Here is a 22797-nt window from a genome sequence, read left to right as displayed (position 1 = left end):
GCTATCGACCCCGTGAATCCGTTCATGCGCAGAGGGAGCGCCCCTATCGTGTCAACCGTGCGCCTAGCTAGCAGTCCACTGGCCCTGGATATCGCAACAATCGATCGTTTCCTGGCGCACAGCCACAGGCGGCGATATCCCACCCGGACCGACGTCTTCCGACCAGGAGACCCGGCGGGAACCCTGTATTACGTCATCAGCGGCTCGGTTTCGATCATGGCCGAGGAAGATGACGATCGTGAGCTGGTGCTGGGCTACTTCGGTGCCGGCGAGTTCGTCGGCGAGATGGGCCTGTTCGTGGAATCGGACCGCCGAGAAGTGATCCTGCGGACCCGCACCGCCTGCGAGCTGGCCGAGATCAGCTACGAGCGCCTGCATCAGCTGTTCCTTGGCCCGCTGTCGGCCGACGCCCCGCGCCTGCTGTACGCGCTGGGCCAGCAGATCTCCAAGCGTCTGCTCGACACCAGCCGCAAGGCCAGCCGCCTGGCGTTCCTGGACGTCACCGACCGCATCGTGCGCACCCTGCACGATCTGGCCCAGGAGCCGGAGGCGATGAGCCACCCGCAGGGCAGCCAGCTGCGCGTCTCGCGGCAGGAACTGGCGCGCCTGGTCGGCTGCTCGCGTGAGATGGCCGGCCGCGTGCTGAAGAAGCTGCAGACCGACGGGCTGCTGCATGCCCGCGGCAAGACCGTGGTGCTTTACGGCACCCGTTGAGCGTTGAGCACCCGGTGGGTGCGGACCTTGGTCCGCACTCCTTCGCGCGCTAGGCTCGGTGCATGGAACTGAGCAGCGAATTCTGGTGGTTCATCCTCATCGGCCTCGGTGCGCAGCTGGTCGATGGCGCGCTGGGCATGGCCTTCGGCCTGGTCTCCTCGTCGGTGATGCTGAGCATGGGATTGCCGCCGGCCCAGGTCAGCGCCAGCATCCACACCGCCGAAGTGTTCACCACCGGCGCCTCCGGTGTGTCGCATCTTGCGGCTGGCAATGTCGATAAGCGCCTGTTCGTGCGCCTGGCGCTGCCCGGCGCGATCGGGGGTGCGATCGGTGCCTATGTACTCGCCCAACTGCCCGGCGATTTCATTCGCCCGTTGATCTACCTGTACCTGCTGGTGCTTGCCATCGTCATCCTGGCCCGTGCTGCCGGGCGCTGGATGCCCAGCGGCGAGATCCGCCGCGTGCCGGTTCTGGGCTTCTTCGCCGGCCTTCTGGACGCCAGCGGCGGCGGTGGCTGGGGCCCGATCGCCACGTCCACCCTGCTGGCGCGTGGCGGCCAGGCCCGTACCACCATCGGCACGGTCAACGCGGCCGAATTCGTGGTCACCCTGACCGTCTCGGCCACCTTCCTGCTGTCGATGGGAGTGCAGCACCTGCAGATCGTTGCCGGGCTGCTGATCGGCGGCATGATGGCCGCGCCGGTGGCTGCGATCCTGGTCAAGCGGGTCAAGGAACGCTGGGTACTGGTCGCGGTTGGCGTGCTGGTACTGGGCATCAGCCTGTTCCAGATCGGCCACGCGGTGACCGGGTACCTGGCGCGCTGACCGCGCCCCGCGCCCGCCGGGCATGGCCCGGCGCTACCGGATGGCTTGCGGATTCGCCGGGCATGGCCCCGCGCTGCGGGATGGCGTGCAATGGCACGGCGCCATCGGGCGGCAAGGGGTAGCGCCGGGCCATGCCCGGCGGGTCCGGTGGATCAGGCCTTGTCGCCGCCGCGGTCGACGCAGCCCCAGTTGAGGATGCGGGTGCCCGCCGGCAGTACGCTGCGGAAGAACGCCACCTTGCCCGCCTTCGGGTTGACCACTACCGGCGCCTTCGCCGCCAGCAGCAGCGGCAGATCCGCAGTGCTGTCGGAGTAGGCAATGTCGATGTCGCCATAGCCACGTTCACGCAGCATGCGCATCTTCTCTTCGTTGTGGCAGTGACGGGTCGGCCCCACCCCTCCCAGGCGCGGCCCGACCTCCGTGCCGATGACCGGCACGTCCTGGTGCGCAACGAAGGCCAGGATCGCGCGGGCCAGTTCGGGCGGGGCGCCCGTGGCCACCACCACGCGATCCCCCTTTGCACGGTGCGCGGCGAACACCTCCAGCGCCTGCGGCAGCAGCTTGGCGCGCATCTGCGCCTCGTTCCTGATCACGTAGGCGTCGATCACCCGGTTGAACTCGCGCGCACGATGCAGGCCGAAGCTGCCGATCCACACGTAGATCGAAATGCCGGCACGGCGGGTCGGCAGCATCGCCACCATCGGCCCGGCGATCGGGGTGACCAGCAGCGCCGCGAGCATGCGCAACGGGTTGCGCTTGATCAGCGAGGCGAACAGGTGCGTGCCCGAATCACCGTCGTACAGGGTGTGATCGAAGTCGAAGACCACCAGCGGCGCATCCGCGCGTGGCGTCGGGTAATGCGTTTTCATGCCGCGAAGAATAGCTGACGCAGGCCCTCGCCCGGCTCTTCCACGCGCATGAAGGCCTCGCCGACCAGGAACGCGTGGATGCCGGCGTCACGCATCAGCGCCACGTCCTGGGGTCCGAGGATGCCGCTCTCGGTCACCAGCAGGCGGTCGCGCGGCACGGCCAGGCGCATGTCCAGGGTGGTCTGCAGCGAGACCTCGAAGGTGCGCAGGTTGCGGTTGTTGATGCCGATCATCGGCGCCGGCACCTGCAGCGCACGCTCCAGCTCGTCGATGTCGTGCACTTCCACCAGCACGTCCATGCCCAGCGACAGTGCCAGTTCCGACAGCGTGGCCAGCTGGGTATCGTCCAGCGCCGCCACGATCAGCAGGATGCAGTCAGCGCCCAGCACGCGCGCCTCGTACACCTGGTAGGCATCGATCACGAAGTCCTTGCGCAGCACCGGCAGCGTGCAGGCCTCGCGGGCCTGCTGCAGGTAGGCGTCGGCGCCCTGGAAGAAATCCACGTCGGTCAGCACCGACAGGCAGCTGGCACCACCGAACTCGTAGCTGACCGCGATGTCGGCCGGGCGGAAATCCGGGCGGATCACGCCCTTGGAGGGGCTGGCCTTCTTCACTTCGGCGATCACCGCGGGGTCGCCGTTGGCCACCGCCGCCTGCAACGCGCGCACGAAGCCACGTACCGGCGGGGCGCTGGCCACGGCGGCCTGAAGCTCCTCGAGCGGGCGCTGGGCGCGACGCTGGGCTACTTCTTCGGCCTTGCGGGCCAGGATCGTCTGCAGGATGTCGCTCATCGTCTTCGGTTCGGTGCGGGGGCGGTGAGGACGGCCATTATCGGCCATCGACGGGGTCAGGCTGAACCACGCGCTCAGGCAACCAGTGCGCGGGTGGTCTCGATGTACTGGTGCAGGCGCTGGCGGGCGCTGCCATTGGCGATGGCGGCGCGGGCACGGGCCAGGCCATCGCCGATGTCGTCGGCCACGCCGGCCACGTACAGCGCGGCGCCGGCATTGAGCGCGACGATGTCCAGCGCGGGGCCGGGCTCGTTGTCCAGCACCGCGCGCAGCAGGGCAATGGACTGCTCCGGGCCATCCACGCGCAGGTTGCGGCTGGCCGACATGGCGATGCCGAAGTCCTCCGGGTGGATCTCGTACTCGCGCACCTTGCCGTCGCGCAATTCGCCGACCAGGGTGCCGGCGCCCAGCGAGATCTCGTCCATGTTGTCGCGGCCCCAGACCACCATGGCGCGCTCGGTGCCCAGCTCGCGAAGCACGCGCGCCTGGATGCCCACCAGATCGGGGTGGAACACGCCCATCAGCACCGACGGTGCGCTGGCCGGATTGGTGAGCGGGCCGAGGATGTTGAAGATGGTGCGCACGCCCATCTCGCGGCGCACCGGCGCCACCACCTTCATCGACGGGTGGTGGATCGGCGCGAACATGAAACCGATCCCGGTCCGCTCGATGGCCGCGGCCACCTGCTCCGGCTGCAGCTCGATCACCGCGCCCAGCGCCTCCAGCGCGTCGGCGCTGCCGGACTTGGACGACACGCTGCGGTTGCCATGCTTGGCCACGCGCGCGCCGGCAGCCGCCGCGACGAACATCGCGCAGGTGGAGATGTTGAAGGTATGCGAACCATCGCCCCCCGTGCCGACGATATCGACCAGGTTGGAGGTATCGGCCACCGGCACCGGCCGGGCGAATTCACGCATCACGGTGGCCGCCGCGGCGATTTCGTCCACGGTCTCCTTCTTCACGCGCAGGCCGGTGAGGATGGCTGCCGTCATCATCGGCGAAACATCGCCACGCATGATCTGCCGCATCAGGTCGACCATCTCGTCGAAGAAGATCTCGCGGTGCTCGATGGTGCGGTGCAGGGCTTCCTGGGGGGAGAAGCTCATCGGGATTGCTCCTTGGACTCAGGCGGCCGGTCGCTGCAGGAAATTGCGCAGCAGGGCGTGGCCGTGTTCGGTGAGGATGGATTCGGGGTGGAACTGCACGCCTTCCACCGGGAAGTGGCGATGGCGCAGGCCCATGATCTCTTCGATCGAGCCGTCGTCGTTCTCGGTCCAGGCGGTCACTTCCAGCACATCGGGCAGGCTGTTCTTGTCCACCACCAGCGAGTGGTAACGGGTGGCCTGGTAGCGATCCGGCAGGCCGGCGAAGACGCCCTTGCCTTCATGGCGGATCGGCGAAGTCTTGCCGTGCATGATGTTGCCCGCGCGGATCACCGTGCCGCCGTAGACCTGGCCGATGCCCTGGTGGCCCAGGCACACGCCAAGGATCGGCGTGGTCGGACCGAGGCGCTGGATCAGTTCCAGCGACACACCCGCCTCGTTGGGCGTGCACGGGCCGGGCGAGATGACGATGCGTTCGGGCTTCTGCGCGGCGATCTCATCCACGCTCATTGCATCGTTGCGCACCACCTTCACCTCGGCACCCAGCGTCTGCAGGTACTGCACGAGGTTGTAGGTGAAGCTGTCGTAGTTGTCGATCATCCACAACATGGTCGGGTTCCGTCGCTTATCGGGAGTGGGCGTACACGTGGGTGCCGCACAGGGAGAGGGCCAGGTACAGCGGAAGGTGCCGCAGCGCAGGCCACGGCGCAGGGTGCCTTACAGGCCCTTGGCGGCCTGGGCGACGGCGCGGAACAGCGCGCGGCCCTTGTTCATCGTCTCGTCCCATTCCTTGTCCGGGTCCGAGTCGTAGACGATGCCGGCGCCGGCCTGCACGTACAGGCGGCCGTCCTTGATCACCGCGGTGCGGATCGCGATCGCGGTATCGGCATCGCCGTGCCAACCGATGTAGCCGATGCTGCCGGCGTACACATTGCGCTTGATCGGCTCCAGTTCGCGGATCACTTCCAGCGCGCGGATCTTCGGTGCGCCGCTGACGGTGCCGGCCGGGAAGGTGGCGCGCAGCACGTCGGCATAGCTCAAGCCCGGCTGCAGCTGCCCGGTCACCTCGCTGACGATGTGCATGACGTGGCTGTAGCGTTCAATCACGAACTGCTCGCCCACTTCCACCGTGCCGGCCTTTGATACGCGACCGGCATCGTTGCGGCCGAGATCGATCAGCATCAGGTGCTCGGCACGTTCTTTCGGATCGGCCAGCAGCTCGGCTTCCAGTGCCAGGTCCTGCTCGACGGTGGCGCCGCGCGGACGCGTGCCGGCGATCGGGCGTACAGTGACTTCGCCGTCCTGCAGGCGCACCAGGATTTCCGGCGAGGAGCCAACCACCTGCAGGTCGCCGACATCCAGGAAATACATGTACGGCGACGGGTTCAATGCGCGCAGCGCGCGGTACACGTCCACCGGGCGTGCCTTGAACGGCACGCTCAGGCGCTGGCTGAGCACCACCTGGAAGATGTCGCCGGCGCGGATGTATTCCTTGCTGCGCTGGACCGCATCGACGAAGCCATCGCGGGTGAAACCGGAGACGAAATCGGATTCATCCAGCACATCGCTGTTGAGCGGTGCGGGATAGCCGGCACCCGGTGCACGCAGCTTTGCGGTGAGCGCATCCAGGCGTGCCTGCGCCTGCTCGAACGCGCCGTGGACGCGCGGGTCCGCGTGCACGATCAGGTACAGGCGGCCCTTGAGATTGTCGAATACCGCCAGCTCGTTGGAGTGCAGCAGCAGGATGTCCGGCGTGCCCAGTTCATCGCGGCCGGCCGGCGGTGCCAAGCGCGGCTCGATATAGCTGATGCACTCGAAACCGAACCAGCCGACCAGGCCACCGGTGAAGCCCGGCAGGCCCTCCAGCTTCGGCACCGAGTGGGCGCTGCGCAGCGCCTCGACTTCGGCAAACGGGTCGGCCACCTCGCGGGTTTCCACCACCTGGCCGTCTTCGCGCACGGTCAGCGTATGGCCATGGAAGGCATACACGCGGCGCGCCGGCAGGCCAATGATCGAGTAACGACCAAAGCGTTCGCCGCCTTCGACGGATTCAAACAGGTAGGTATTGGGGCCGTCGGCGAGCTTCAGATAGACCGAAAGCGGCGTGTCCAGGTCGGACAGCACTTCGCGGACAACGGGAATGTGGGTGTGGCCTTCAGCGGCCTGCAGCTGAAACTGAGCGTGCGAGTTCAAGACGACTTTCCTTCCGGGACACAGCGTTATGGGGGCGGACGACGGCAACGGGCCACCATCGCCACCAACGGCGTGCGGAAGAAAGGGTATGCGGGGTCGTCAGGCTGGACACCCCTTGACTGTATCGCAGCTTGGACGGGAGTGGAACCCCGCAGCGCCAGGCGTGGCAGCCACCTTACGTGGCCAGCAGCGGGCAATCGGCCGGCAGATGCATGCGCACCCGACCAGCCACGCAGTCGATGCGGAACCGCCGCGCCTGCACGGGCTCACCGTCCAGGTTCAGGGTCAGTGGCTGCGCCGACTCGAGCTGCAGCCAGGGCAGCCGGACGCGGGTGGCCACCCGTTCCAGCGCCGCTTCCTTGCCACCGGTGAGCATCTGCCCCAGCGTCGACGCCACCTCCCCCTCCAGTTCGGGTACGACGGTGACATCCAGCAGGCCGTCATCGATAAGTGCCTGTGGGCACAGCTGCTGGCCACCACCGGCCTGCCGGCCGTTGCCGATCCCCAGCGCGATGAAGCCGCCTTCCCAGGCGAAGTCCGGACCGTGCAGACGCGCGGTGATCGGCTCGATCCGCCCCAGCTTGGCAATGCCGGTGATCACGTAGGCCAGGCCACCGAGCATCTTCTTCAGGCCGGCATCGGTTTCCACGGTGACCTGCGTGCCGAAACCGCCACTGGCCAAGTTGGCGCACCACCAGGGTGTGCCATCGGCATCCACGCGCAGCAGATCGATGGCATGTGCCGTGGCCTGCCCGATCAGCGCGAGCGCGGCCTCCGGCTCGGTCGGAATGTTCGCCGAGGTGGCGAAGTCATTGGCGGTGCCCATCGGGACCAACGCCAGCGAAGGCAGGGCATCGGCGGATTCATCGCGGTGGGCCAGCGTTTCGGCCACCGCACTGAGCGTGCCGTCGCCGCCTGCCGCCACGATCACGTCTACCCCGTGGTCGATGGCCTCGGCCACATAACGCTCGGCGTCACCCTCTTCCCAGGTGACCCGTACCTCCAGCTGCACGCCCCGCTCCCGCCACTGGCGCACCGCGTCGCGCAGCTCGTCATTGCCTGCGGACTTGCCGTTGAGGATCAGGCGCCAGCGCGGTGCGGTCATGCGGGGATTCCGGTGTGGGGTGGCACAGGCTAGCAACGCACCGTTTGCCGGCAGTGAATGTCACATGCGTGTCATTCAGCTCCCGGAGAATGGAAGGCCATAGCAGGGACGACGGATGGAGGCAGGATCAGCCTCCCACGCATGCAGCGAGGCCACGCCAACGATGGGCGTGGCCTTTTTTTTGAAGTCGCACCCGGGCGCGATCGTCAGCCGTTGGCGAAATCGTGCAGCGCCTGGCCCTGCAGCCGGTATACGGTCCACTCATCCTGCGGTTTCGCGCCCGCTGCGGTGTAGAACTCGATGGCCGGCGTGTTCCAGTCCAGCACCGACCATTCGAAGCGACCGCAGCCTTCGGCGACCGCCTGCCGCGCGATGTATTTCAGCAGCGCCTTGCCAGCGCCCGCGCCCCGCTGCTGCGGGCTGACATACAGGTCTTCCAGGTAGATGCCCTTGCGGCCCAGCCAGGTGGAGTAGTTGTAGAAATACACCGCATAGCCGATGGCCTCGCCATCGGCTTCACAGATCAGCGCGCGGGCAGTTGCGTCGGGACCGAACAGGCTTTCGGCGATGCCGATCTCGTCGGTCTGCACCGAATGCTCGGCCCGCTCATAGATGGCCAGCTCACGGATGAAGCGCAGGATCAGGCCCGCGTCGGCGGCAGTGGCCGGGCGGATGTTCAACACGGCCACCGTGCTCATGCCTCAGCCCCGCGCCGCAGCGACGTTGGCGCGCATCTGCGCGATCACGTCCTGGTAAGGGGTCTTGGCATTGAAGATGGCCGAGCCGGCGACGAAGGTGTCGGCGCCCGCAGCCGCGATCTCGCCGATGTTGTCGGCCTTCACGCCACCGTCGATTTCCAGGCGGATGTCCTTGCCGCTGGCATCGATCTTCTGGCGGACCACGCGCAGCTTGTCCAGCGCCGAAGGAATGAAGGCCTGGCCGCCGAATCCCGGGTTGACCGACATCAGCAGCACCAGGTCCAGGTCATCCAGCACCCAGTCGAGGATGTCCACCGGCGTGGCCGGGTTCAGCACGATGCCCGGCTTGCAGCCCAGCGAACGGATCAGCTGGATCGTGCGGTGCACGTGGCGGCTGGCCTCCGGATGGAAGCTGATGTAGGTGGCACCGGCTTCGGCGAAGTCCGGGATGATGCGGTCGACCGGCTCGACCATCAGGTGCACGTCGATCGGCGCGGTCACGCCGTGCTTGCGCAGTGCCTGGCAGACCATCGGGCCGATGGTCAGGTTGGGTACGTAATGGTTGTCCATCACGTCGAAGTGGACCCAGTCCGCACCGGCGGCCAGGACGTTGTCGACTTCCTCGCCGAGGCGGGCGAAATCGGCGGACAGGATGGAGGGGGCGATGAGGCAGTGGGACATGGCCGGGCCTTGCAACGAGGGGAAAGGGGTCAGCGCTTGCGCAGGGTCTTGATGCGGTCGTAGGCGGCGTTGATGCGCCGCGACTTCTGCTCGGCCTGCTGCTGCAGCTCGGGGGCGGCGCCGCCAAGCTTGTCCGGGTGATACTGCGAGATCAGCTTGCGGTAGGCGCGCTCGACCTCGGCATCGGTGGCCTCGGAGGTCAGCCCCAGCTCCCGGTACGGGTTCTCCTTGTTCAGGCGGAACCAATCCGAATCAAAGGCATGGCCGATCAGCAGGCCGACCACCGCGCCGAACAGCGGATTGGGCCGGAACAGCAGGGCGCCGGCGATGAATCCGAGCAGTTTTCCGTACCAGCGCATGGCGCTCCGGGGTCGACCGACGAAATGGACGCTCATTTTACGTCACAGCGGGCCCGGACGGCTTTACACTAGGCCGCCCGCTGGTCAGCGGGCCCGCCGGGTCCGTTGGGCAGCCGTATCGACAACGCCCCAGGAGTGCCCGTGCCAACCACGCTGTTGCAATCCGATCTCCCCGGCCTGCCCTTGCGCCACCGCGGCAAGGTGCGTGATGTGTTCGATATCCCGCGCGAGCGGCTGCCTGCAGGGACCCCGCCGGGCGACTACCTGCTGATGGTCGCCACCGATCGCCTGTCGGCGTTCGACGTGGTGCTGCCCGACCCGATCCCCGGCAAGGGCGAAATGCTCTGCCAGGTCTCCAATTTCTGGTTCGCCAAGACCGCGCACCTGATGCCCAATCACCTGACCGGCATCGACGTGGCCAGCGTGCTGCCTGAAGGCGTGGACCCGGCGCTGTACGCCCGGCGCGCCGTGGTCACCCGCAAGCTGAAGCCGGTGCCGGTGGAAGCGATCGCCCGCGGCTACCTGATCGGCAGCGGCTGGAAGGACTACCAGCGCACCGGCAAGGTCAGCGGCATCGACCTGCCCGATGGGCTGCGCCAGGCCGAGCAGCTGCCCGAACCGATCTTTACCCCCTCGACCAAGGCCGCGGTGGGCGACCATGACGAGAACATCGATTTCGATGCGATGGTGCGGCAGGTCGGCGCCGAACTGGCCGAGCGCGTGCGCGATGCCACCCTGCGCATCTACAAGTTCGCCGCCGATTACGCCCGCGAGCGCGGCATCATCCTGGCCGACACCAAGTTCGAGTTCGGCACCGATGCCGACGGCCGCCTGTACATCATGGACGAGATGCTGACGCCGGATTCATCGCGTTACTGGCCGGCCGACGAGTACGAAGTGGGCACCAGCCCGCCCAGCTACGACAAGCAGTTCGTGCGCGATTACCTGGAGACGCTGGACTGGGGCAAGACCGCCCCGGGCCCGAACATCCCGGCGGAGATCATCGAGCGCACCCGCGCCAAGTACGCCGAGGCGCTGCAGCGTTTGGCCGGGATCAGCGTCGACTGATCCCCTGCGCCCCCGGTCGCAGCGACCGGGGGCGTCCTGCCCGGCAGCGCCCAGGGTGGCGCTGTGCGAAGGCGCCCGGGAGTATGCTGTCGGCCTCACCGGAGGAAGCGAAGAAGCATGCAGACCACCACCGAGCTCGCGCGGCCGATCGACCGCTACTTCGCCAGCTACTCCGACGATCACCGCAATACGATCAACCAGCGCATCCACGTGGTCGCGGTACCGGCCATCCTGTGGTCGGCCGTGGCCCTGCTGTGGTGCCTGCCCCCCCTGATCACCTGGTTCCAGTACGGCATCTGGTCGGCGTTCGCGATGTTCAGTGCCTGGTGCTTCTACAACAAGCTGTCGCGTCCGCTGGGCATCGGCATGCTCATCCAGTTCTTCGTGTTCGGCTGCCTGTGCCGCCTGCTGGAGGCCGAGATCGGCCTGCACAACCTGTTCTGGCTGGCGGTGACGGGGTTCGTGGTGGCCTGGATCGCGCAGTTCATCGGGCACAAGTTCGAGGGCCGCAAGCCCAGCTTCCTGACCGACCTGACTTACCTGCTGATCGGCCCGGCCTGGGTGATGGCCAAGCTCTATCGCAGGCTCGACTGGCGTTACTGACACGCCTCCGGGCGAGCGTCACCCTCGCTTCCTGAACGGGCGGGTTTCCTCACCTGCGGTCCACTGCCGGCCTGCCAGCCTGCACGCTCAGCCCTTTGCCTGAGCGCCTGTCGCAGCGGCAGCCCCTGTGCGACAGGGCCTGCGGTCGCCGTGCGCGGGCGTAGGGTGCAGCCCCTGCCGGCACCGCGGAGCAGATGCTGCACTGCAAAAAAATGAATCAGCGAACGTTACAGGCAATTGATCGCCGTTCGATGGCTTTCGGCGACATTTCGCAGCCTGTTATCCTCACTGACCTGCTCGTGAATCATGGATTCCCTGCATGCTCCCCAGCCTGCCTCTGCTGCTGGCCCTGCCGTTCCTGATGGCAGCGGCTGTTGCGGCCTTCCCCCGTAGTTCGCGCTCGACTGCTGCCTGGCTGGCGGCGCTGGCGCCGTTGGGCGGCTTGGCCATTCTCGGCTGGCTCACCCCGGCGGTGCTCGACGGCCAGATCGTCCGCACCCTGCTGCCTTGGCTGCCGCAGATCGGCCTGGACTTCCATCTGCGGCTGGACGGCCTGGCCTGGATGTTTGCCGGCCTGGTGCTGGGCATCGGCGCGCTGGTGGTGCTGTACGCGCGGTACTACCTCAGTGCGCAGGACAACGCCCACCGCTTCTACTGCTACCTGCTGCTGTTCATGGGCGCCATGCTCGGCATGGTGCTGTCGGGCAACCTGCTGTTGCTGATGATCTTCTGGGAAATGACCAGCATCAGCTCGTTCCTGCTGATCGGCTTCTGGTCGCATCGCCAGGATGCGCGCGAGGGCGCACGCATGGCGCTGGTGATCACCGGCGGCGGCGGGCTGGCCCTGCTCGGTGGCGTGCTGCTGATCGGGCGCATCGTCGGCAGCTTCGACCTGGATGTGGTGCTGGCGGCCGGTGAACAGATCCGCGCCAGCGCGCTGTATCCCTATGCCCTGTTCTTGGTGCTGACCGGCATCTTCACCAAGAGCGCGCAGTTCCCGTTCCATTTCTGGTTGCCGCATGCGATGGCGGCGCCGACACCGGTCTCGGCCTACCTGCACTCGGCCACCATGGTCAAAGCAGGCGTGTTCCTGCTGGCGCGCCTGCATCCGGCACTGGCCGGCAGCGACCTGTTCTTCTATACGGTGAGCGGCATCGGCGCGCTGACCCTGCTGATCGGCGCCTGGAACGCGATCTTCCAGCACGACCTGAAAGGGCTGCTGGCGTATTCGACGATCTCCCACCTGGGCCTGATCACCCTGCTGTTCGGCCTGTCCACGCCGATGGCGGTGGTCGCCGGCGTGTTCCACATCCTCAACCACGCCACCTTCAAGGCCTCGCTGTTCATGGCCGCCGGCATCATCGACCATGAAACCGGCACCCGCGACATGCGCAAGCTGGGCGGACTGCGGAAACTGATGCCCTTCACCAGCGCACTGGCGATCATCGCCTCGCTGGCCATGGCCGGCATTCCGCTGCTCAACGGCTTCCTGTCCAAGGAAATGCTGTTCGCCGAGGCGATCAGCGCCGGCGGCACCGAGACCATGCGCATGGCGGTGTCGATCGCGGCGTTGCTGGCCGGCGTGTTCGGCGTGGCCTACAGCCTGCGCTTCGTGCACGACACCTTCTTCGCCCCCGGCCCGCACGGGCTGGACCGCGTTCCCCATGAACCGCCGCGCTGGATGAAGGTACCGGTGGAACTGCTGGTGGTGGTCTGCGTGGCAGTCGGCATCGCGCCCGCGCTGACGGTGGCGCCGGTCCTGCATGCCGCTGCCGCCTCCATCCTCGGCAGCGCCATGCCCGAGTACAGCCTGTCGGTATGGCATGGCTTCAACCTGCCGCTGGCGATGAGCGCGATCGGCGTGGTGGGCGGTATCGCCCTGTACTTCGGCCTGCGCAAGCTGATCAACCTGCATGCCGTGACCAATACCACCACCGGCCGCAACGTGTTCCATGCGCAGCTGGATGCGGTTTCCGCACTGGCCATGCGCCTGACCAACGGCATTGCCAACGGCAGCCTGCAGCGGATGCTGCTGGGCCTGGTGCTGGTCGCGATCGTGGTGGCCGCCGCGCCGTTCGTGGCGAACCCGGCGTCCCCGAACTGGACCGCGCCGCAGCCGATTCCACTGCTGGGCTGGGCGTTGTGGCTGGTGATGATGGGCTGCGCGATCGCCACGCTGCGCGTGTACAAGCAGCGCCTGCTGGCGGTGCTGCTGGTGGGCGGGGTCGGCCTGATGGTGGCGCTGACCTTCGTGTTCCTGTCGGCACCGGATCTGGCACTGACCCAGCTGCTGGTGGAGATGGTGACCCTGGTCCTGATGCTGCTGGGGATGAACTATCTGCCCGCCCAGTCCGGACCGGAGCGGCCGCGCTGGCGCAAGCGCCGCGACGCGCTGATCGCGGTCATCGCCGGTTCCGGTCTCGGCGCGCTGGCCTATACCGCGATGACCCTGCCGCCGAACACCATGGCCGGTGAGCTGGTCGCGCGTGCCCTGCCCGAAGCGTATGGCCAGAACGTGGTCAACGTGATCCTGGTCGACTTCCGCGGCTTTGATACCTTCGGCGAGATCACCGTGTTCGGCATCGCCGCGCTGGTGGTGCACGCGCTGCTGCGCCGCACGCGGATGGCCCCGGAGCAGATCATGCCCGGGCCGCCGATCAAGCTGCCGGTACCGGCCGACCTGGCGCAGATCATGTTCCCGCTGACGCTGACGGTCTCCATCTTCCTGTTCCTGCGCGGTCACAACGCCCCGGGCGGCGGGTTCATCGCCGGCCTGGTACTGGCGGTGCCGCTGCTGATCCAGTACGTGATCCAGGGTACGGCATCGGTGGAGTCGCGCTTCGGCTTCGACTACATCCGGTGCATCGGCACCGGCCTGCTGATCGCCCTGCTCAGTGGCAGTGCTTCGATGCTGTTCGGCGTGCCGTTCCTGACCAGCGGGCACCTCGACCTGCACCTGCCGCTGATCGGCGACGTGCCGCTGGCCAGCGCGATCGGCTTCGACATCGGCGTGTACCTGGTGGTGTTCGGTGGCGCCATGCTGATGCTGTCGATGATGGGCACGGTCAAGCCCTCTCGAACCCGCACCGCCCGCAAGGGCGAGATCGATCTGCAACGCCGTTCGGCCCGCACCGGGGAGATGCACTGATGGAACTGGCCCTGGCCACCGCGATCGGCGTGCTGACCGCCATCGGCGTGTACCTGCTGCTGCGGGCGCGCAGCTTCGACGTGATCCTTGGCATGACCTTCCTGTCCTACGCCACCAACCTGCTGATCTTTGCCGGTGGGCGCCTGGTGCAGGGCAAGGCACCGGTGCTGCAGGAAGGCGTGGAGAGCCACCTGGGCAACTACACCGACCCGTTGCCGCAGGCGCTGGTACTGACGGCCATCGTGATCGCCTTCGCGATGACTGCAGTGAGCATCGTGCTGGCCATGCGCAGCCGCAGCGACAACCACAGCGACCACGTGGACGCGCACGAGCCCGATGACGATGCGCCGCCGCGCCAGGGCGAGGACCGCGCATGAACCATCTGGTGATCCTGCCGATCCTGGTTCCCCTGCTCGGCGCCGCACTGTCACTGTTCGTCGAGCATCGCCGCTATGGTCCGAAGGTACAGCGGACTGTGGCCTGGACAGCACTGGCGGCCCTGGCCGTGGTGGTCGGGCTGCTGTTCGCCGATACGGCAGGCGGTGACATCCGCGTCTACCTGCTGGGTGACTGGCCCTCGCGCCTGGGCATCGCGCTGGTGGCCGACCGGCTGTCGGCGTGGATGCTGCTGACCACCCTGCTGCTGGCCATCCCCTGCCTGCTGCATGCCTGCTCGGGCTGGGACCGGCGCGCGCCGCACTTCCATGCGCTGTTCCAGTTCCAGCTGGTCGGCCTCAACGGTGCGTTCCTCACCGGCGACATCTTCAACCTGTTCGTGTTCTTCGAGGTGATGCTGATCGCTTCATACGGCCTGCTGCTGAGCGGCGGCCGTGGCCTGCGCATGCGCATCGGCCTGCACTACGTGGTGTTCAATGTCACCGCATCGACGCTGTTCCTGATCGCACTCGGCCTGCTGTACGCCTCGCTCGGCTCGTTGAACATGGCGGAGCTGTCGCAGCGCATCGCCGAGGTTCCGCCGGCACAGCTGACCCTGGTGAAGGCCACGATGGGCCTGCTGCTGCTGGTGTTCTGCGCCAAGGCCGCGCTGATGCCGCTGTACCTTTGGCTGCCCGAATCGTACGCGCGCGCACCTGCTGCGGTCGCTGCGCTGTTTGCGATCATGACCAAGGTCGGCCTGTACGCCGTGCTGCGCGTGCAGATGCTGTGGTTCGGCGAGGACGCCGGCGCGATGGCCGGATACGGACGCGACTGGCTGCTGTGGGCCGGCGTGGCCACGCTGGTACTGGGCGGCCTGGGCGCGCTGGCCGCCGCGCGCCTGCGCGTGCTGATCTCCTACCTGGTGATCGTCTCGGCCGCGACCCTGTTCATTGCCTTCTCGGTGGGCACGCCGAAGGTGCTCTCCGCCGGTCTGTACTATCTGCCACACAGCAGTTTCGTCGCTGCCGCGCTGTTCCTGGTGGCCGACCTGATCCGGCGCCGACGCGGCGGTGCCAGCGACCGCAAGGAAGTGATCGCACCGATGCCGGGCAAGGAAACGCCGGCGGTACTGTTCCTGATCGGCGCCGTGTCGGTCGCCGGACTTCCGCCGCTGTCGGGCTTCCTGGCCAAGGCCGCCCTGCTGGCCGGGATGCCGGCGCAGTACACCGGCGCGGTATGGACGGCCGTGCTGGTCAGCAGCCTGCTGGTCATCATGGGCCTGACCCGAGGGGGCATCCGCCTGTTCTGGCGCGTGCCGCTGCCCGAGCCGGACGCGCCGCCGCCCCGCAAGGCCAAGCTGCGCAGGGTCGAGCTGTTCGCTGCCTGCATCCTGCTGGCCTACGGCATCGGCATGACCCTGGCCGCCGCCCCGCTGATGCGCCATACCGACGCCACCGCCGCCCAGCTGCTGCAGCCGGGCGAGTACGTGCAGCAGTTGCGCGCGACCACACCGGAGATCCGCCAGCCATGACCGCGCAACGCCCCCTTTTCCGCCGCCTGGTACCGTCGCCCGCACTGAGCATGATGGTGGTGGCGTTCTGGCTGCTGATGTCCGACAGCTTCAACCTTGGCCAGATCGTGCTGGGCCTTGTGCTGGGCGTGGTCGTGCCGCTGTTCGCCGCGCGCCTGGACCGCGAGTTCGCCCGCATCGGCACGTTGCGCCCGGTACCGAAGCTGCTGTGCGTCACCCTGTGGGACATCCTGATGTCCAACATCCGGGTGGCCCTGCAGGTGCTCGGCCCGGAGAAGAACATCCATCCGGGCTTCATCTGGCTGCCGCTGGACATCGCCAACATCCACGGCATCGCCGCGCTGACCAGCATGATCACCCTGACCCCGGGTACGGTGTCGGCGGCACTCAGCGACGACCGCAGGTTCCTGCTGGTGCACGTGCTGCACCTGGAGGATCCACAGGCGCTGATCGACACGATCAAGCAACGTTACGAAGCCCCGTTGATGGAGATCTTCCCATGACCGGTTTTGAAGTCATCCAGACCACCCTGGTGGTATGCATGCACGTGGTCGGACTGGCCATGCTGCTGGCGACCTGGCGCCTGCTGCGCGGCCCGAGCGTGCCTGACCGCATCCTCGCCCTGGACACACTTTCAGTGACTGCCATCGCCGAACTGATGCTGTTCGGCATGTACCTCAACTCGCCGATCTACTTCGAGGCCGCACTGGTGATCGCCATGCTCGGCTTCGGCAGCACCGTGGTGCTGAGCAAGTTCGTGCTGCGCCGGGACATCGTCGAATGATCACCGCGATCCAGATCGGCCTGTCGGTCCTGCTGCTGTTCGGCTGCTTCTTCATCCTGGTCGGTGCGCTGGGCCTGGTGAAGCTGTCGACCTTCTTCAAGCGGCTGCATGCGCCGACCAAGGCCAGCACGCTGGGCGTGGGCTGCGTGCTGGTGTGTTCGGTCTGCTACCACATCTTCCTCGGCCAGGATCCGCAGCCGCGCGAGCTGCTGATCACCGTCTTCCTGTTCATCACCGCGCCGATCAGCGCGCACATGATGGCCAAGGCCGCGTTGTCGCTGCTGATGGAAACCCGTCCTACCCTGCCCGGCAACGAACGGGCTGCCGAAGAGCAGCTGCCGCCGCCGGAGCCGGCGCGGAAAGAAGAGCAGAGCCCGACACGCTGATCACACGACTCCCCGCATCCACTCAGGGCGGGGATCTGCTGCCGAGCCGTGCATGGGCTCGGCGCTACAGTGCCGGTGCACCCACCAGCAGCAGTTCCAATACGAACCAGCCGACGAACGCCACCAGCAGGATCACGCCTTCGCCACGGCTGATCTTCAGGTCGCCACGCAGCATCGGATACAGCACCAGGGCAAAGGCCAGCAGCGCGGGCAGTTCCAGGCGCACGAACGATGCCGGCAGGGCCAGCGGCTGCAGCGCCGCCATCGCGCCGATCACCAGCAGCAGATTGACCGCGCTGGAGCCGAGCACGTGGCCCAGCACCATGTCGCCATGGCCACGCCGCGCGGCGGCGATGGCGGTGGCCACCTCCGGCAAGGCCGTGCCGATCGCAAGCGGCAGCAGGCCGACCAGCAGCGGCGTCCATCCAAGTGCGACGCCGAAGTCGGCCGCCGCGCCAACGACCAGCCGCGCCCCCCAGTAAAGGGCCACCACGGCCACCAGCACACGCAGCATATTCAACGGCAGGCTGGTGCGGCTCAGCGCCGATCGTGCGATGGCCGCCTGCACATCGGCGGTCTCACTGCGGCCACGGCGCATCAGCACGGCCTGCATGACGACGAAGCCGGCCAGCAGCACGACACCTTCCCAGCGCGCGAGGCGGCCATCCAGCCCGAACAGGATCAACAGAACGCCGGCCCCCAGCAGCGACCACCAGAGCACGGTCTGAAGGCGTGCGCGCAGCAGCAACGGGGCCGCGATCGCCGCGATCGCCAGGGTCAGGCCCAGGTTGGCGATGCTGCTGCCCACCGCGTTGCCCAGCGCCAGTTCCGGCTGGCCCACGGCCAGCGCGCGGGCGTTGACCACCAGCTCCGGCATCGACGTCGCCACGCCGAGCAGCAGCAGACCCGCCGTGAACGGGCGGGCACCGAAGCGCTGGGCCAGGCCGGAAACGGCCTTGACGATGGAGTCTCCGCCGAGCCCCAGCAGCAGCAGGCCAAGCAGAAACCAGGCGATGGCAATGGCGATCATCGAGCACTCCCCCAGCGGTCGTCGCGCGATTCTACGCTTGGCCCGGCCGCGAGGCTGGGCGCTGCATCAAGGATCAGCCACAACCTTCGGTGTAATCGACCTGCGGGGTCTGGCCGACCCGCCACGCGCTGACCCGGCCGTCGGGCCCCAGGGCGAAATCGATCACCGCCGCACCTTCCTGCGCCGGACGCACGCGCAGGTGCTGGGCCTTGTCGTCGTACTTGTCGGGACCGACATCGGCACGCTCCGGATACAGCACCTGCAACTCGCCCAGGGTCATGCCGACCCTGCCGCCGCCTGGCGCGGTGATGGCGGCGCTGCGCACGTCATAGCGGACCAGCTTGCGGCCTTCGATCATCAGGCGTGGGTCATCGGCCTGCTGCGGACGCAGGAAATAGCAGTCCTCGTTGCCGTCGTCGGCCGGCAATGGCCTGCCTGCCGCATCGCTGCCCAGCCCCTGCAGCGGCGCGCCGAAGCCGCTGCGCACCTCGGCGATGCCCGCACCCAGCGCCACCCCGCCGAAACCGTCCAGGCGTGCGGGGCTGTCGGCGCGGGCATCGTTGGCCGGCCGTGACGCCAGGTCCGGATCGGCCGATTGCGCCGGGCCGGTGGCACTGGCGGTCTCGGCCGGCGAGTCGCTGCCGCTGCCGGCCGCTCCCTGTTTGTCCGAACCACCGCCACAGGCGGTCAGGGACAGCAGCATCAGGCCAGCCAATGGCAGCAGCTTCATCGGTATCGCTCCAGGAGGGATGGGCGGACGCTACCGCAGGCCGCGTGCAGGCGCTGCATTGTCATCGCTGTTTCATCGCCTTCGTTCAGGCTCGGCGTGCACCGTCCTGGCTGTCCCATCCATGCAACCGCGCAAGACCGATCTCGCCCGAACCGCGCTGCAGGCGCACCGCGCGCCGCTGGACATGCGCCAGCGCCGGTTGCTGATCCTGTGCGATGGCCAGCGCAGCGTCACCGAGCTGAGCGGGCTGATGGGCCAGGAGACGCCGGCCATGCTGATCCAGCTGATCCATGCCGGCTATCTGGAAGCCGACGCCCCTCCTCCCGCAGTGACGGCATCCGGGCCCACCCCTGCACGGCCGCAGACACCCGCGACCGCGGCCACGCCGATCGAACGGCGTCGCTCGCTGGTCGCCTCACGGATCTATGTGCTGGGTATCCTGGAGCTGCAGCGGCATCCACAGGCAGCGGCGCTGTTCCGCGACCTGCAGCAGGCACGTGCGCAGACCGATGTGCTGCAGGTGCTGCACTCGGCGTTGCAGGTACTGCCCACGCTGACCTCCGAAGGCTACTGCGAACGCGTACGGCAGCGGCTGCTGGAAGTCCTGCCGCTGGAGCACTGCGACGCCTTCACCGATGCCGCATGAGGCTCATCGGAAGTTGTTGCGCAGCCCTGCCCAGCACTGCTGGTAATCGGCCTGCCGGTGCCCGGCATCAAGCGCCTGGGCGGTCGGGCGGATCACCGCGCGGGTCTCGAACATGAAGGCCATGGTGTCCTTGACCACGTCGGGCCTGGACAGATCGGCACTGGAGGCCCTGTCGAAGGTCGGTGCATCCGGTCCGTGGCCGCTCATGCAGTTGTGCAGGGAGGCGCCGCCCGGCACGAAGCCTTCGGCCTTGGCATCGTAGGCACCGTGCACCAGGCCCATGAACTCGCTGGCGATGTTGCGGTGGAACCACGGTGGCCGGAAGGTGTTCTGCGCCACCAGCCAGCGCGGCGGGAAGATGGCGAAATCCATGTTGCTGGTCCCTGCTGTGTCGCTGGGCGAATGCAGTACCAGGAAGATCGACGGGTCCGGGTGGTCGTAGCTGATCGAACCGAGGGTGTTGAAGCGGCGCAGATCGTAGCGGTACGGCGCGTAATTGCCGTGCCAGGCGACCACGTCCAGCGGCGAATGGTCGATCGGCGCGCGCCACAGGCGTCCTTCGAACTTGGCGATCAGTTCGAACTCACCGTCGAGGTCCTCGAAGGCCGCATGCGGGGTTTCAAAGTCGCGCGGATTGGCCAGGCCGTTGGCGCCGATCGGCCCCAGATCGGGTAGCTTCAGCAGGGCGCCGTAGTTCTCGCAGATGTAGCCCCGGCTCGGGCCATCAGGCAGCTCGACGCGGAAGCGCACGCCACGCGGAATCACCGCGATCTGCTGCGGTTCGATCTCGATCACGCCAAGCTCGGTCAGCAGGCGCAGGCCACCCAGCTGGGGCACGATCAGCAGTTCGCCGTCGGCATCGTAGAAGTAGCGGCCAACCATGTCCCGGTTCGCGGCATACAGATGAATGCCGACGCCGGCGTGGGCATCCGGCGAACCATTGCCGCCCATGGTGTACAGCCCTTCGACGAAGTCGGTGGGCAGTTCCGGCAGCGGCAGCGGGCTCCAGCGCAGCTGGTTCGGCGAGGCCGGCTGCGAGCCGAAATCGCACTGCAGGCGCGATTGCGCGAACGGGGTGAACTCACCATGGGTCACCGCCGGGCGGATCCGGTACAGCCAGCTGCGCCGGTTGCTGCCGCGCGGCGCGGTGAAGGCGGTGCCGGACAGCTGCTCGGCATACAGGCCATGGGCCACCTTCTGCGGCGAGTTCTGCCCGACCGGCAGCGCGCCGGCCACGGCTTCGGTGGCGAATTCGTTGCCGAAACCGGACTGGTAGCCACGGGCGGTGATGGAGGTGGACATGGGGGCTCCTGGAACGGCAAGGCCGGAACGGAAAGCCGCCGGGCATGGCCCGGCGCTACCGCTGAGGGTGCAGGTCTGAAACGTTACAGCACGCCGCGGCGGATCTGGTCGCGCTCGATGCTCTCGAACAGCGCAGTGAAGTTGCCTTCGCCGAAACCTTCATTACCCTTGCGCTGGATGATCTCGAAGAAGATCGGGCCGATGCAGTTCTGGGTGAAGATCTGCAGCAGCTTGCGCTGGTGGGTTTCCGGATCGGCGTCGATGAGGATCTTGTTCTTCGCCAGGCGCGGCACGTCCTCGCCATGGTTCGGCACGCGCTGGTCGATCACGTCGAAGTAGGTGTCCGGTGTGTCGAGGAAATCCACGCCCTGCGCACGCATCGCCTCGACGGTCTCGTAGATGTTCTCGGTGAAACAGGCGATGTGCTGGATGCCCTCGCCCTTGTAGGCGTCCAGGTATTCGTTGATCTGGCTCTTCGGATCGGACGATTCGTTGAGCGGAATGCGCACGATGCCGTCCGGCGCGGTCATGGCCTTGGACACCAGGCCGGTCTTCAGGCCCTTGATGTCGAAGTAGCGGATCTCGCGGAAGTTGAACAGCCGCTCGTAGTAGTCCGACCACTGCTGCATGTTGCCGAAGTACAGGTTGTGGGTCAGGTGGTCGATGAAGGTCAGGCCGAAGCCCACCGGATGCTGATCGACGCCGGCGATCGGCTCGTAGTCGCCGTCGTAGATGCTGCCGGCGCTGCCATAGCGGTCGACCAGGTACAGCATGCAGTCACCGATGCCCTTGATGACCGGCGCGCCGACCGCCTTGCTGTCCGGCTTGAAGCCGATGGCCTCGGCACCGTTGCCCAGCGCGGTCTGGTAGACCTCCTGGCCCGGCTTCTTGAAGCGGATGGCGAAGCCGCAGGCGCACGGACCATGCTTTTCGGCGAAGTCGGCAGCGAACGAATCCGGGTCTTCATTGACCAGGAAGTTGACGTCGCCCTGGCGATAGACGGTAATCGGACGCTGCTTGTGCCTGAGCACCGCCGTGAAGCCCATCCTGCGGAAGTAGTCGTGCAGCTCCTGGCCGCGGCCGGCCGGGGCAGCAAACTCGACGAACTCGAAACCATCGATGCCCATCGGGTTCTCGAAGGTGGTGACCTGCATGCCCGGATTGGGATGCGAGGAGGGCTGGACTGCGGTATTCATGGCGGGGCTCCGAATCGGTACCGCATCGGTACAAACCAGGTGCGGGCAGGTAACGACCCGGCGAGAATGCAGGGTCTGGACCCAACCCTTATAGTTACACTTGAAACCACCAGCAAGGTGCACCGCAACATGAGCCCCGCCGATCCCGCTTCGACACGCCTGCGTGCATCGCACGTCCTGCTCGACCTGGAACAGTTCCTGCCCTACCGGCTGAGCGTGCTGTCCAACCGGGTCAGCGGCAACATCGCCAAGCTGTACGGTGATCGCTACGGTCTGGCCATTCCGGAATGGCGGGTCATCACCATCCTGGCGCTGTATCCCGGGTCGTCGGCCAGCGAGGTCTCCGACCGCACGGCGATGGACAAGGTGGCGGTCAGCCGCGCGGTGGCGCGCCTGCTCGAGCGTGGCTTCATCAAGCGCGAGACCCATGGCGACGACCGTCGCCGCTCGGTCCTGGCCCTGTCGGCAGCGGGCTTCGAGGTGTACGAGACCATCGCGCCGCTGGTGATCGAGATCACCCGCAAGCTGATGTCGGTGCTGAGCGAGGAGGAGGAACAGCTGCTGGAAACGCTGATCCTGCGCCTGGCGGGCGATGGCCTGGAACGGATGGGCGAAGGCGTCTGAGGCGTGCCGCCGGGGCTCGGCCCCAGTCTCAGGA

The 22797-nt window shown here is 67.2% G+C and carries 25 protein-coding genes; 12 read left to right on the top strand and 13 right to left on the bottom strand.

From position 1 onward, the window contains the following. The first annotated feature begins 24 nt into the window (after nt 1–24). Nucleotides 25–714 (top strand): cAMP-activated global transcriptional regulator CRP, encoded by a 690-nt coding sequence (gene crp / locus QMZ25_RS04390; RefSeq protein WP_010482649.1) that lies wholly within the window; start codon nt 25–27, stop codon nt 712–714. Nucleotides 715–776: 62 nt separating this feature from the next. Beyond that, entirely contained in the window at nt 777–1538 is a 762-nt protein-coding gene (locus tag QMZ25_RS04385; protein ID WP_065174379.1) for a sulfite exporter TauE/SafE family protein, read from the top strand. Between the two features lie 152 nt (nt 1539–1690). Here QMZ25_RS04385 and QMZ25_RS04380 read toward each other — a convergent pair whose 3' ends face one another. The 9 genes from QMZ25_RS04380 to QMZ25_RS04340 form a co-directional block, all read right to left on the bottom strand. Beyond that, nucleotides 1691–2407, bottom strand: coding sequence for a haloacid dehalogenase-like hydrolase (locus tag QMZ25_RS04380; protein ID WP_283219188.1), 717 nt, complete (start codon nt 2405–2407; stop codon nt 1691–1693). Next, entirely contained in the window at nt 2404–3198 is a 795-nt protein-coding gene (trpC, locus tag QMZ25_RS04375; protein ID WP_164151962.1) for an indole-3-glycerol phosphate synthase TrpC, read from the bottom strand. The genes QMZ25_RS04380 and trpC overlap by 4 nt, the downstream gene beginning before the upstream one ends. A gap of 74 nt (nt 3199–3272) precedes the next feature. Further along, entirely contained in the window at nt 3273–4304 is a 1032-nt protein-coding gene (gene trpD / locus QMZ25_RS04370) for an anthranilate phosphoribosyltransferase (RefSeq protein WP_197600278.1), read from the bottom strand. Between the two features lie 18 nt (nt 4305–4322). Continuing rightward, complete coding sequence (locus QMZ25_RS04365) at nt 4323–4910, bottom strand: aminodeoxychorismate/anthranilate synthase component II (RefSeq protein ID WP_074900025.1); 588 nt, start codon at nt 4908–4910, stop codon at nt 4323–4325. 108 nt (nt 4911–5018) lie between these two features. After that, complete coding sequence (gene trpE / locus QMZ25_RS04360) at nt 5019–6494, bottom strand: anthranilate synthase component I (protein ID WP_283219187.1); 1476 nt, start codon at nt 6492–6494, stop codon at nt 5019–5021. Nucleotides 6495–6669: 175 nt separating this feature from the next. Next, the gene (yegS, locus tag QMZ25_RS04355; RefSeq protein ID WP_283219186.1) at nt 6670–7599 is read right to left on the bottom strand and encodes a lipid kinase YegS; all 930 of its coding nucleotides are present in this window, start codon (nt 7597–7599) and stop codon (nt 6670–6672) included. A gap of 206 nt (nt 7600–7805) precedes the next feature. Further along, nucleotides 7806–8288 carry a GNAT family N-acetyltransferase gene (locus tag QMZ25_RS04350; protein WP_065174518.1) on the bottom strand — a complete coding sequence of 161 codons (483 nt, stop codon included), beginning with the start codon at nt 8286–8288 and terminating at the stop codon, nt 7806–7808. Between the two features lie 12 nt (nt 8289–8300). After that, nucleotides 8301–8978, bottom strand: a complete 678-nt coding sequence (gene rpe, locus QMZ25_RS04345; RefSeq protein ID WP_065174373.1) for a ribulose-phosphate 3-epimerase — start codon at nt 8976–8978, stop codon at nt 8301–8303. A 29-nt stretch (nt 8979–9007) separates the two neighbouring features. Continuing rightward, complete coding sequence (locus QMZ25_RS04340; RefSeq protein WP_005411327.1) at nt 9008–9337, bottom strand: DnaJ domain-containing protein; 330 nt, start codon at nt 9335–9337, stop codon at nt 9008–9010. 141 nt (nt 9338–9478) lie between these two features. Between QMZ25_RS04340 and QMZ25_RS04335 the strand changes: the two genes are divergently transcribed. From QMZ25_RS04335 to QMZ25_RS04300, 8 genes are all read left to right on the top strand, one after another. Further along, the gene (locus tag QMZ25_RS04335) at nt 9479–10405 is read left to right on the top strand and encodes a phosphoribosylaminoimidazolesuccinocarboxamide synthase (RefSeq protein ID WP_053515559.1); all 927 of its coding nucleotides are present in this window, start codon (nt 9479–9481) and stop codon (nt 10403–10405) included. A gap of 117 nt (nt 10406–10522) precedes the next feature. Continuing rightward, complete coding sequence (locus tag QMZ25_RS04330) at nt 10523–11008, top strand: Mpo1-like protein (protein ID WP_283219185.1); 486 nt, start codon at nt 10523–10525, stop codon at nt 11006–11008. 319 nt (nt 11009–11327) lie between these two features. Beyond that, nucleotides 11328–14156: a monovalent cation/H+ antiporter subunit A gene (locus QMZ25_RS04325; RefSeq protein WP_283219184.1), complete on the top strand. Its 2829-nt coding sequence runs from the start codon at nt 11328–11330 to the stop codon at nt 14154–14156. Continuing rightward, nucleotides 14156–14533 carry a Na+/H+ antiporter subunit C gene (locus tag QMZ25_RS04320; RefSeq protein ID WP_053515553.1) on the top strand — a complete coding sequence of 126 codons (378 nt, stop codon included), beginning with the start codon at nt 14156–14158 and terminating at the stop codon, nt 14531–14533. Before QMZ25_RS04325 ends, QMZ25_RS04320 begins: the two co-directional genes overlap by 1 nt. Continuing rightward, a complete protein-coding gene (locus QMZ25_RS04315) occupies nt 14530–16065 on the top strand; it encodes a monovalent cation/H+ antiporter subunit D (RefSeq protein ID WP_053515551.1) in 1536 nt (511 codons plus the stop codon). Before QMZ25_RS04320 ends, QMZ25_RS04315 begins: the two co-directional genes overlap by 4 nt. Further along, nucleotides 16062–16568, top strand: coding sequence for a Na+/H+ antiporter subunit E (locus tag QMZ25_RS04310; RefSeq protein ID WP_164151955.1), 507 nt, complete (start codon nt 16062–16064; stop codon nt 16566–16568). The genes QMZ25_RS04315 and QMZ25_RS04310 overlap by 4 nt, the downstream gene beginning before the upstream one ends. Beyond that, nucleotides 16565–16849 carry a K+/H+ antiporter subunit F gene (locus QMZ25_RS04305; RefSeq protein WP_053515548.1) on the top strand — a complete coding sequence of 95 codons (285 nt, stop codon included), beginning with the start codon at nt 16565–16567 and terminating at the stop codon, nt 16847–16849. The genes QMZ25_RS04310 and QMZ25_RS04305 overlap by 4 nt, the downstream gene beginning before the upstream one ends. Continuing rightward, on the top strand, nt 16846–17235 hold the full coding sequence (locus QMZ25_RS04300; RefSeq protein WP_053515546.1) for a Na+/H+ antiporter subunit G: 390 nt from the start codon (nt 16846–16848) through the stop codon (nt 17233–17235). Before QMZ25_RS04305 ends, QMZ25_RS04300 begins: the two co-directional genes overlap by 4 nt. Nucleotides 17236–17299: 64 nt before the next feature. On the opposite strand, the gene QMZ25_RS04295 is transcribed toward QMZ25_RS04300, so the two are convergent. Then, nucleotides 17300–18265: a sodium:calcium antiporter gene (locus QMZ25_RS04295; protein WP_197571976.1), complete on the bottom strand. Its 966-nt coding sequence runs from the start codon at nt 18263–18265 to the stop codon at nt 17300–17302. A 73-nt stretch (nt 18266–18338) separates the two neighbouring features. Continuing rightward, nucleotides 18339–18995 (bottom strand): hypothetical protein, encoded by a 657-nt coding sequence (locus QMZ25_RS04290; protein WP_053515542.1) that lies wholly within the window; start codon nt 18993–18995, stop codon nt 18339–18341. 121 nt (nt 18996–19116) lie between these two features. Here QMZ25_RS04290 and QMZ25_RS04285 point away from each other — a divergent pair, with 121 nt between their 5' ends. Further along, on the top strand, nt 19117–19641 hold the full coding sequence (locus QMZ25_RS04285; RefSeq protein ID WP_263176226.1) for a hypothetical protein: 525 nt from the start codon (nt 19117–19119) through the stop codon (nt 19639–19641). A gap of 3 nt (nt 19642–19644) precedes the next feature. Here the strand turns inward: QMZ25_RS04285 and hmgA are convergent, their stop codons facing one another. Both hmgA and hppD read right to left on the bottom strand, forming a co-directional pair. Next, on the bottom strand, nt 19645–20943 hold the full coding sequence (gene hmgA / locus QMZ25_RS04280) for a homogentisate 1,2-dioxygenase (RefSeq protein ID WP_065174368.1): 1299 nt from the start codon (nt 20941–20943) through the stop codon (nt 19645–19647). Nucleotides 20944–21026: 83 nt separating this feature from the next. After that, a complete protein-coding gene (gene hppD / locus QMZ25_RS04275; protein WP_227255313.1) occupies nt 21027–22139 on the bottom strand; it encodes a 4-hydroxyphenylpyruvate dioxygenase in 1113 nt (370 codons plus the stop codon). A gap of 129 nt (nt 22140–22268) precedes the next feature. Here hppD and QMZ25_RS04270 point away from each other — a divergent pair, with 129 nt between their 5' ends. Then, on the top strand, nt 22269–22763 hold the full coding sequence (locus tag QMZ25_RS04270) for a MarR family transcriptional regulator (protein ID WP_065174367.1): 495 nt from the start codon (nt 22269–22271) through the stop codon (nt 22761–22763). Nucleotides 22764–22797 lie beyond the last annotated feature (34 nt).

This window comes from Stenotrophomonas sp. RS-48 (assembly GCF_030053245.1).
Lineage (GTDB): Bacteria > Pseudomonadota > Gammaproteobacteria > Xanthomonadales > Xanthomonadaceae > Stenotrophomonas > Stenotrophomonas maltophilia_P.
Note: the sequence above shows the minus strand (reverse complement) of the source record. Positions and strands in the feature narration are given on the sequence as shown.

Excerpts from the sequence above, each read along its gene's own strand:
- crp (WP_010482649.1), top strand. The coding sequence starts at position 25 with ATGCGCAGAGGGAGCGCCCCTATCGTGTCAACCGTGCGCCTAGCTAGC.
- QMZ25_RS04385 (WP_065174379.1), top strand. The coding sequence starts at position 777 with ATGGAACTGAGCAGCGAATTCTGGTGGTTCATCCTCATCGGCCTCGGT.
- QMZ25_RS04380 (WP_283219188.1), bottom strand. The coding sequence starts at position 2,407 with ATGAAAACGCATTACCCGACGCCACGCGCGGATGCGCCGCTGGTGGTC.
- trpC (WP_164151962.1), bottom strand. The coding sequence starts at position 3,198 with ATGAGCGACATCCTGCAGACGATCCTGGCCCGCAAGGCCGAAGAAGTA.
- trpD (WP_197600278.1), bottom strand. The coding sequence starts at position 4,304 with ATGAGCTTCTCCCCCCAGGAAGCCCTGCACCGCACCATCGAGCACCGC.
- QMZ25_RS04365 (WP_074900025.1), bottom strand. The coding sequence starts at position 4,910 with ATGTTGTGGATGATCGACAACTACGACAGCTTCACCTACAACCTCGTG.
- yegS (WP_283219186.1), bottom strand. The coding sequence starts at position 7,599 with ATGACCGCACCGCGCTGGCGCCTGATCCTCAACGGCAAGTCCGCAGGC.
- rpe (WP_065174373.1), bottom strand. The coding sequence starts at position 8,978 with ATGTCCCACTGCCTCATCGCCCCCTCCATCCTGTCCGCCGATTTCGCC.
- QMZ25_RS04340 (WP_005411327.1), bottom strand. The coding sequence starts at position 9,337 with ATGCGCTGGTACGGAAAACTGCTCGGATTCATCGCCGGCGCCCTGCTG.
- QMZ25_RS04330 (WP_283219185.1), top strand. The coding sequence starts at position 10,523 with ATGCAGACCACCACCGAGCTCGCGCGGCCGATCGACCGCTACTTCGCC.
- QMZ25_RS04325 (WP_283219184.1), top strand. The coding sequence starts at position 11,328 with ATGCTCCCCAGCCTGCCTCTGCTGCTGGCCCTGCCGTTCCTGATGGCA.
- QMZ25_RS04320 (WP_053515553.1), top strand. The coding sequence starts at position 14,156 with ATGGAACTGGCCCTGGCCACCGCGATCGGCGTGCTGACCGCCATCGGC.
- QMZ25_RS04315 (WP_053515551.1), top strand. The coding sequence starts at position 14,530 with ATGAACCATCTGGTGATCCTGCCGATCCTGGTTCCCCTGCTCGGCGCC.
- QMZ25_RS04310 (WP_164151955.1), top strand. The coding sequence starts at position 16,062 with ATGACCGCGCAACGCCCCCTTTTCCGCCGCCTGGTACCGTCGCCCGCA.
- QMZ25_RS04305 (WP_053515548.1), top strand. The coding sequence starts at position 16,565 with ATGACCGGTTTTGAAGTCATCCAGACCACCCTGGTGGTATGCATGCAC.
- QMZ25_RS04300 (WP_053515546.1), top strand. The coding sequence starts at position 16,846 with ATGATCACCGCGATCCAGATCGGCCTGTCGGTCCTGCTGCTGTTCGGC.
- QMZ25_RS04295 (WP_197571976.1), bottom strand. The coding sequence starts at position 18,265 with ATGATCGCCATTGCCATCGCCTGGTTTCTGCTTGGCCTGCTGCTGCTG.
- QMZ25_RS04290 (WP_053515542.1), bottom strand. The coding sequence starts at position 18,995 with ATGAAGCTGCTGCCATTGGCTGGCCTGATGCTGCTGTCCCTGACCGCC.
- QMZ25_RS04285 (WP_263176226.1), top strand. The coding sequence starts at position 19,117 with ATGCAACCGCGCAAGACCGATCTCGCCCGAACCGCGCTGCAGGCGCAC.
- hmgA (WP_065174368.1), bottom strand. The coding sequence starts at position 20,943 with ATGTCCACCTCCATCACCGCCCGTGGCTACCAGTCCGGTTTCGGCAAC.
- hppD (WP_227255313.1), bottom strand. The coding sequence starts at position 22,139 with ATGAATACCGCAGTCCAGCCCTCCTCGCATCCCAATCCGGGCATGCAG.
- QMZ25_RS04270 (WP_065174367.1), top strand. The coding sequence starts at position 22,269 with ATGAGCCCCGCCGATCCCGCTTCGACACGCCTGCGTGCATCGCACGTC.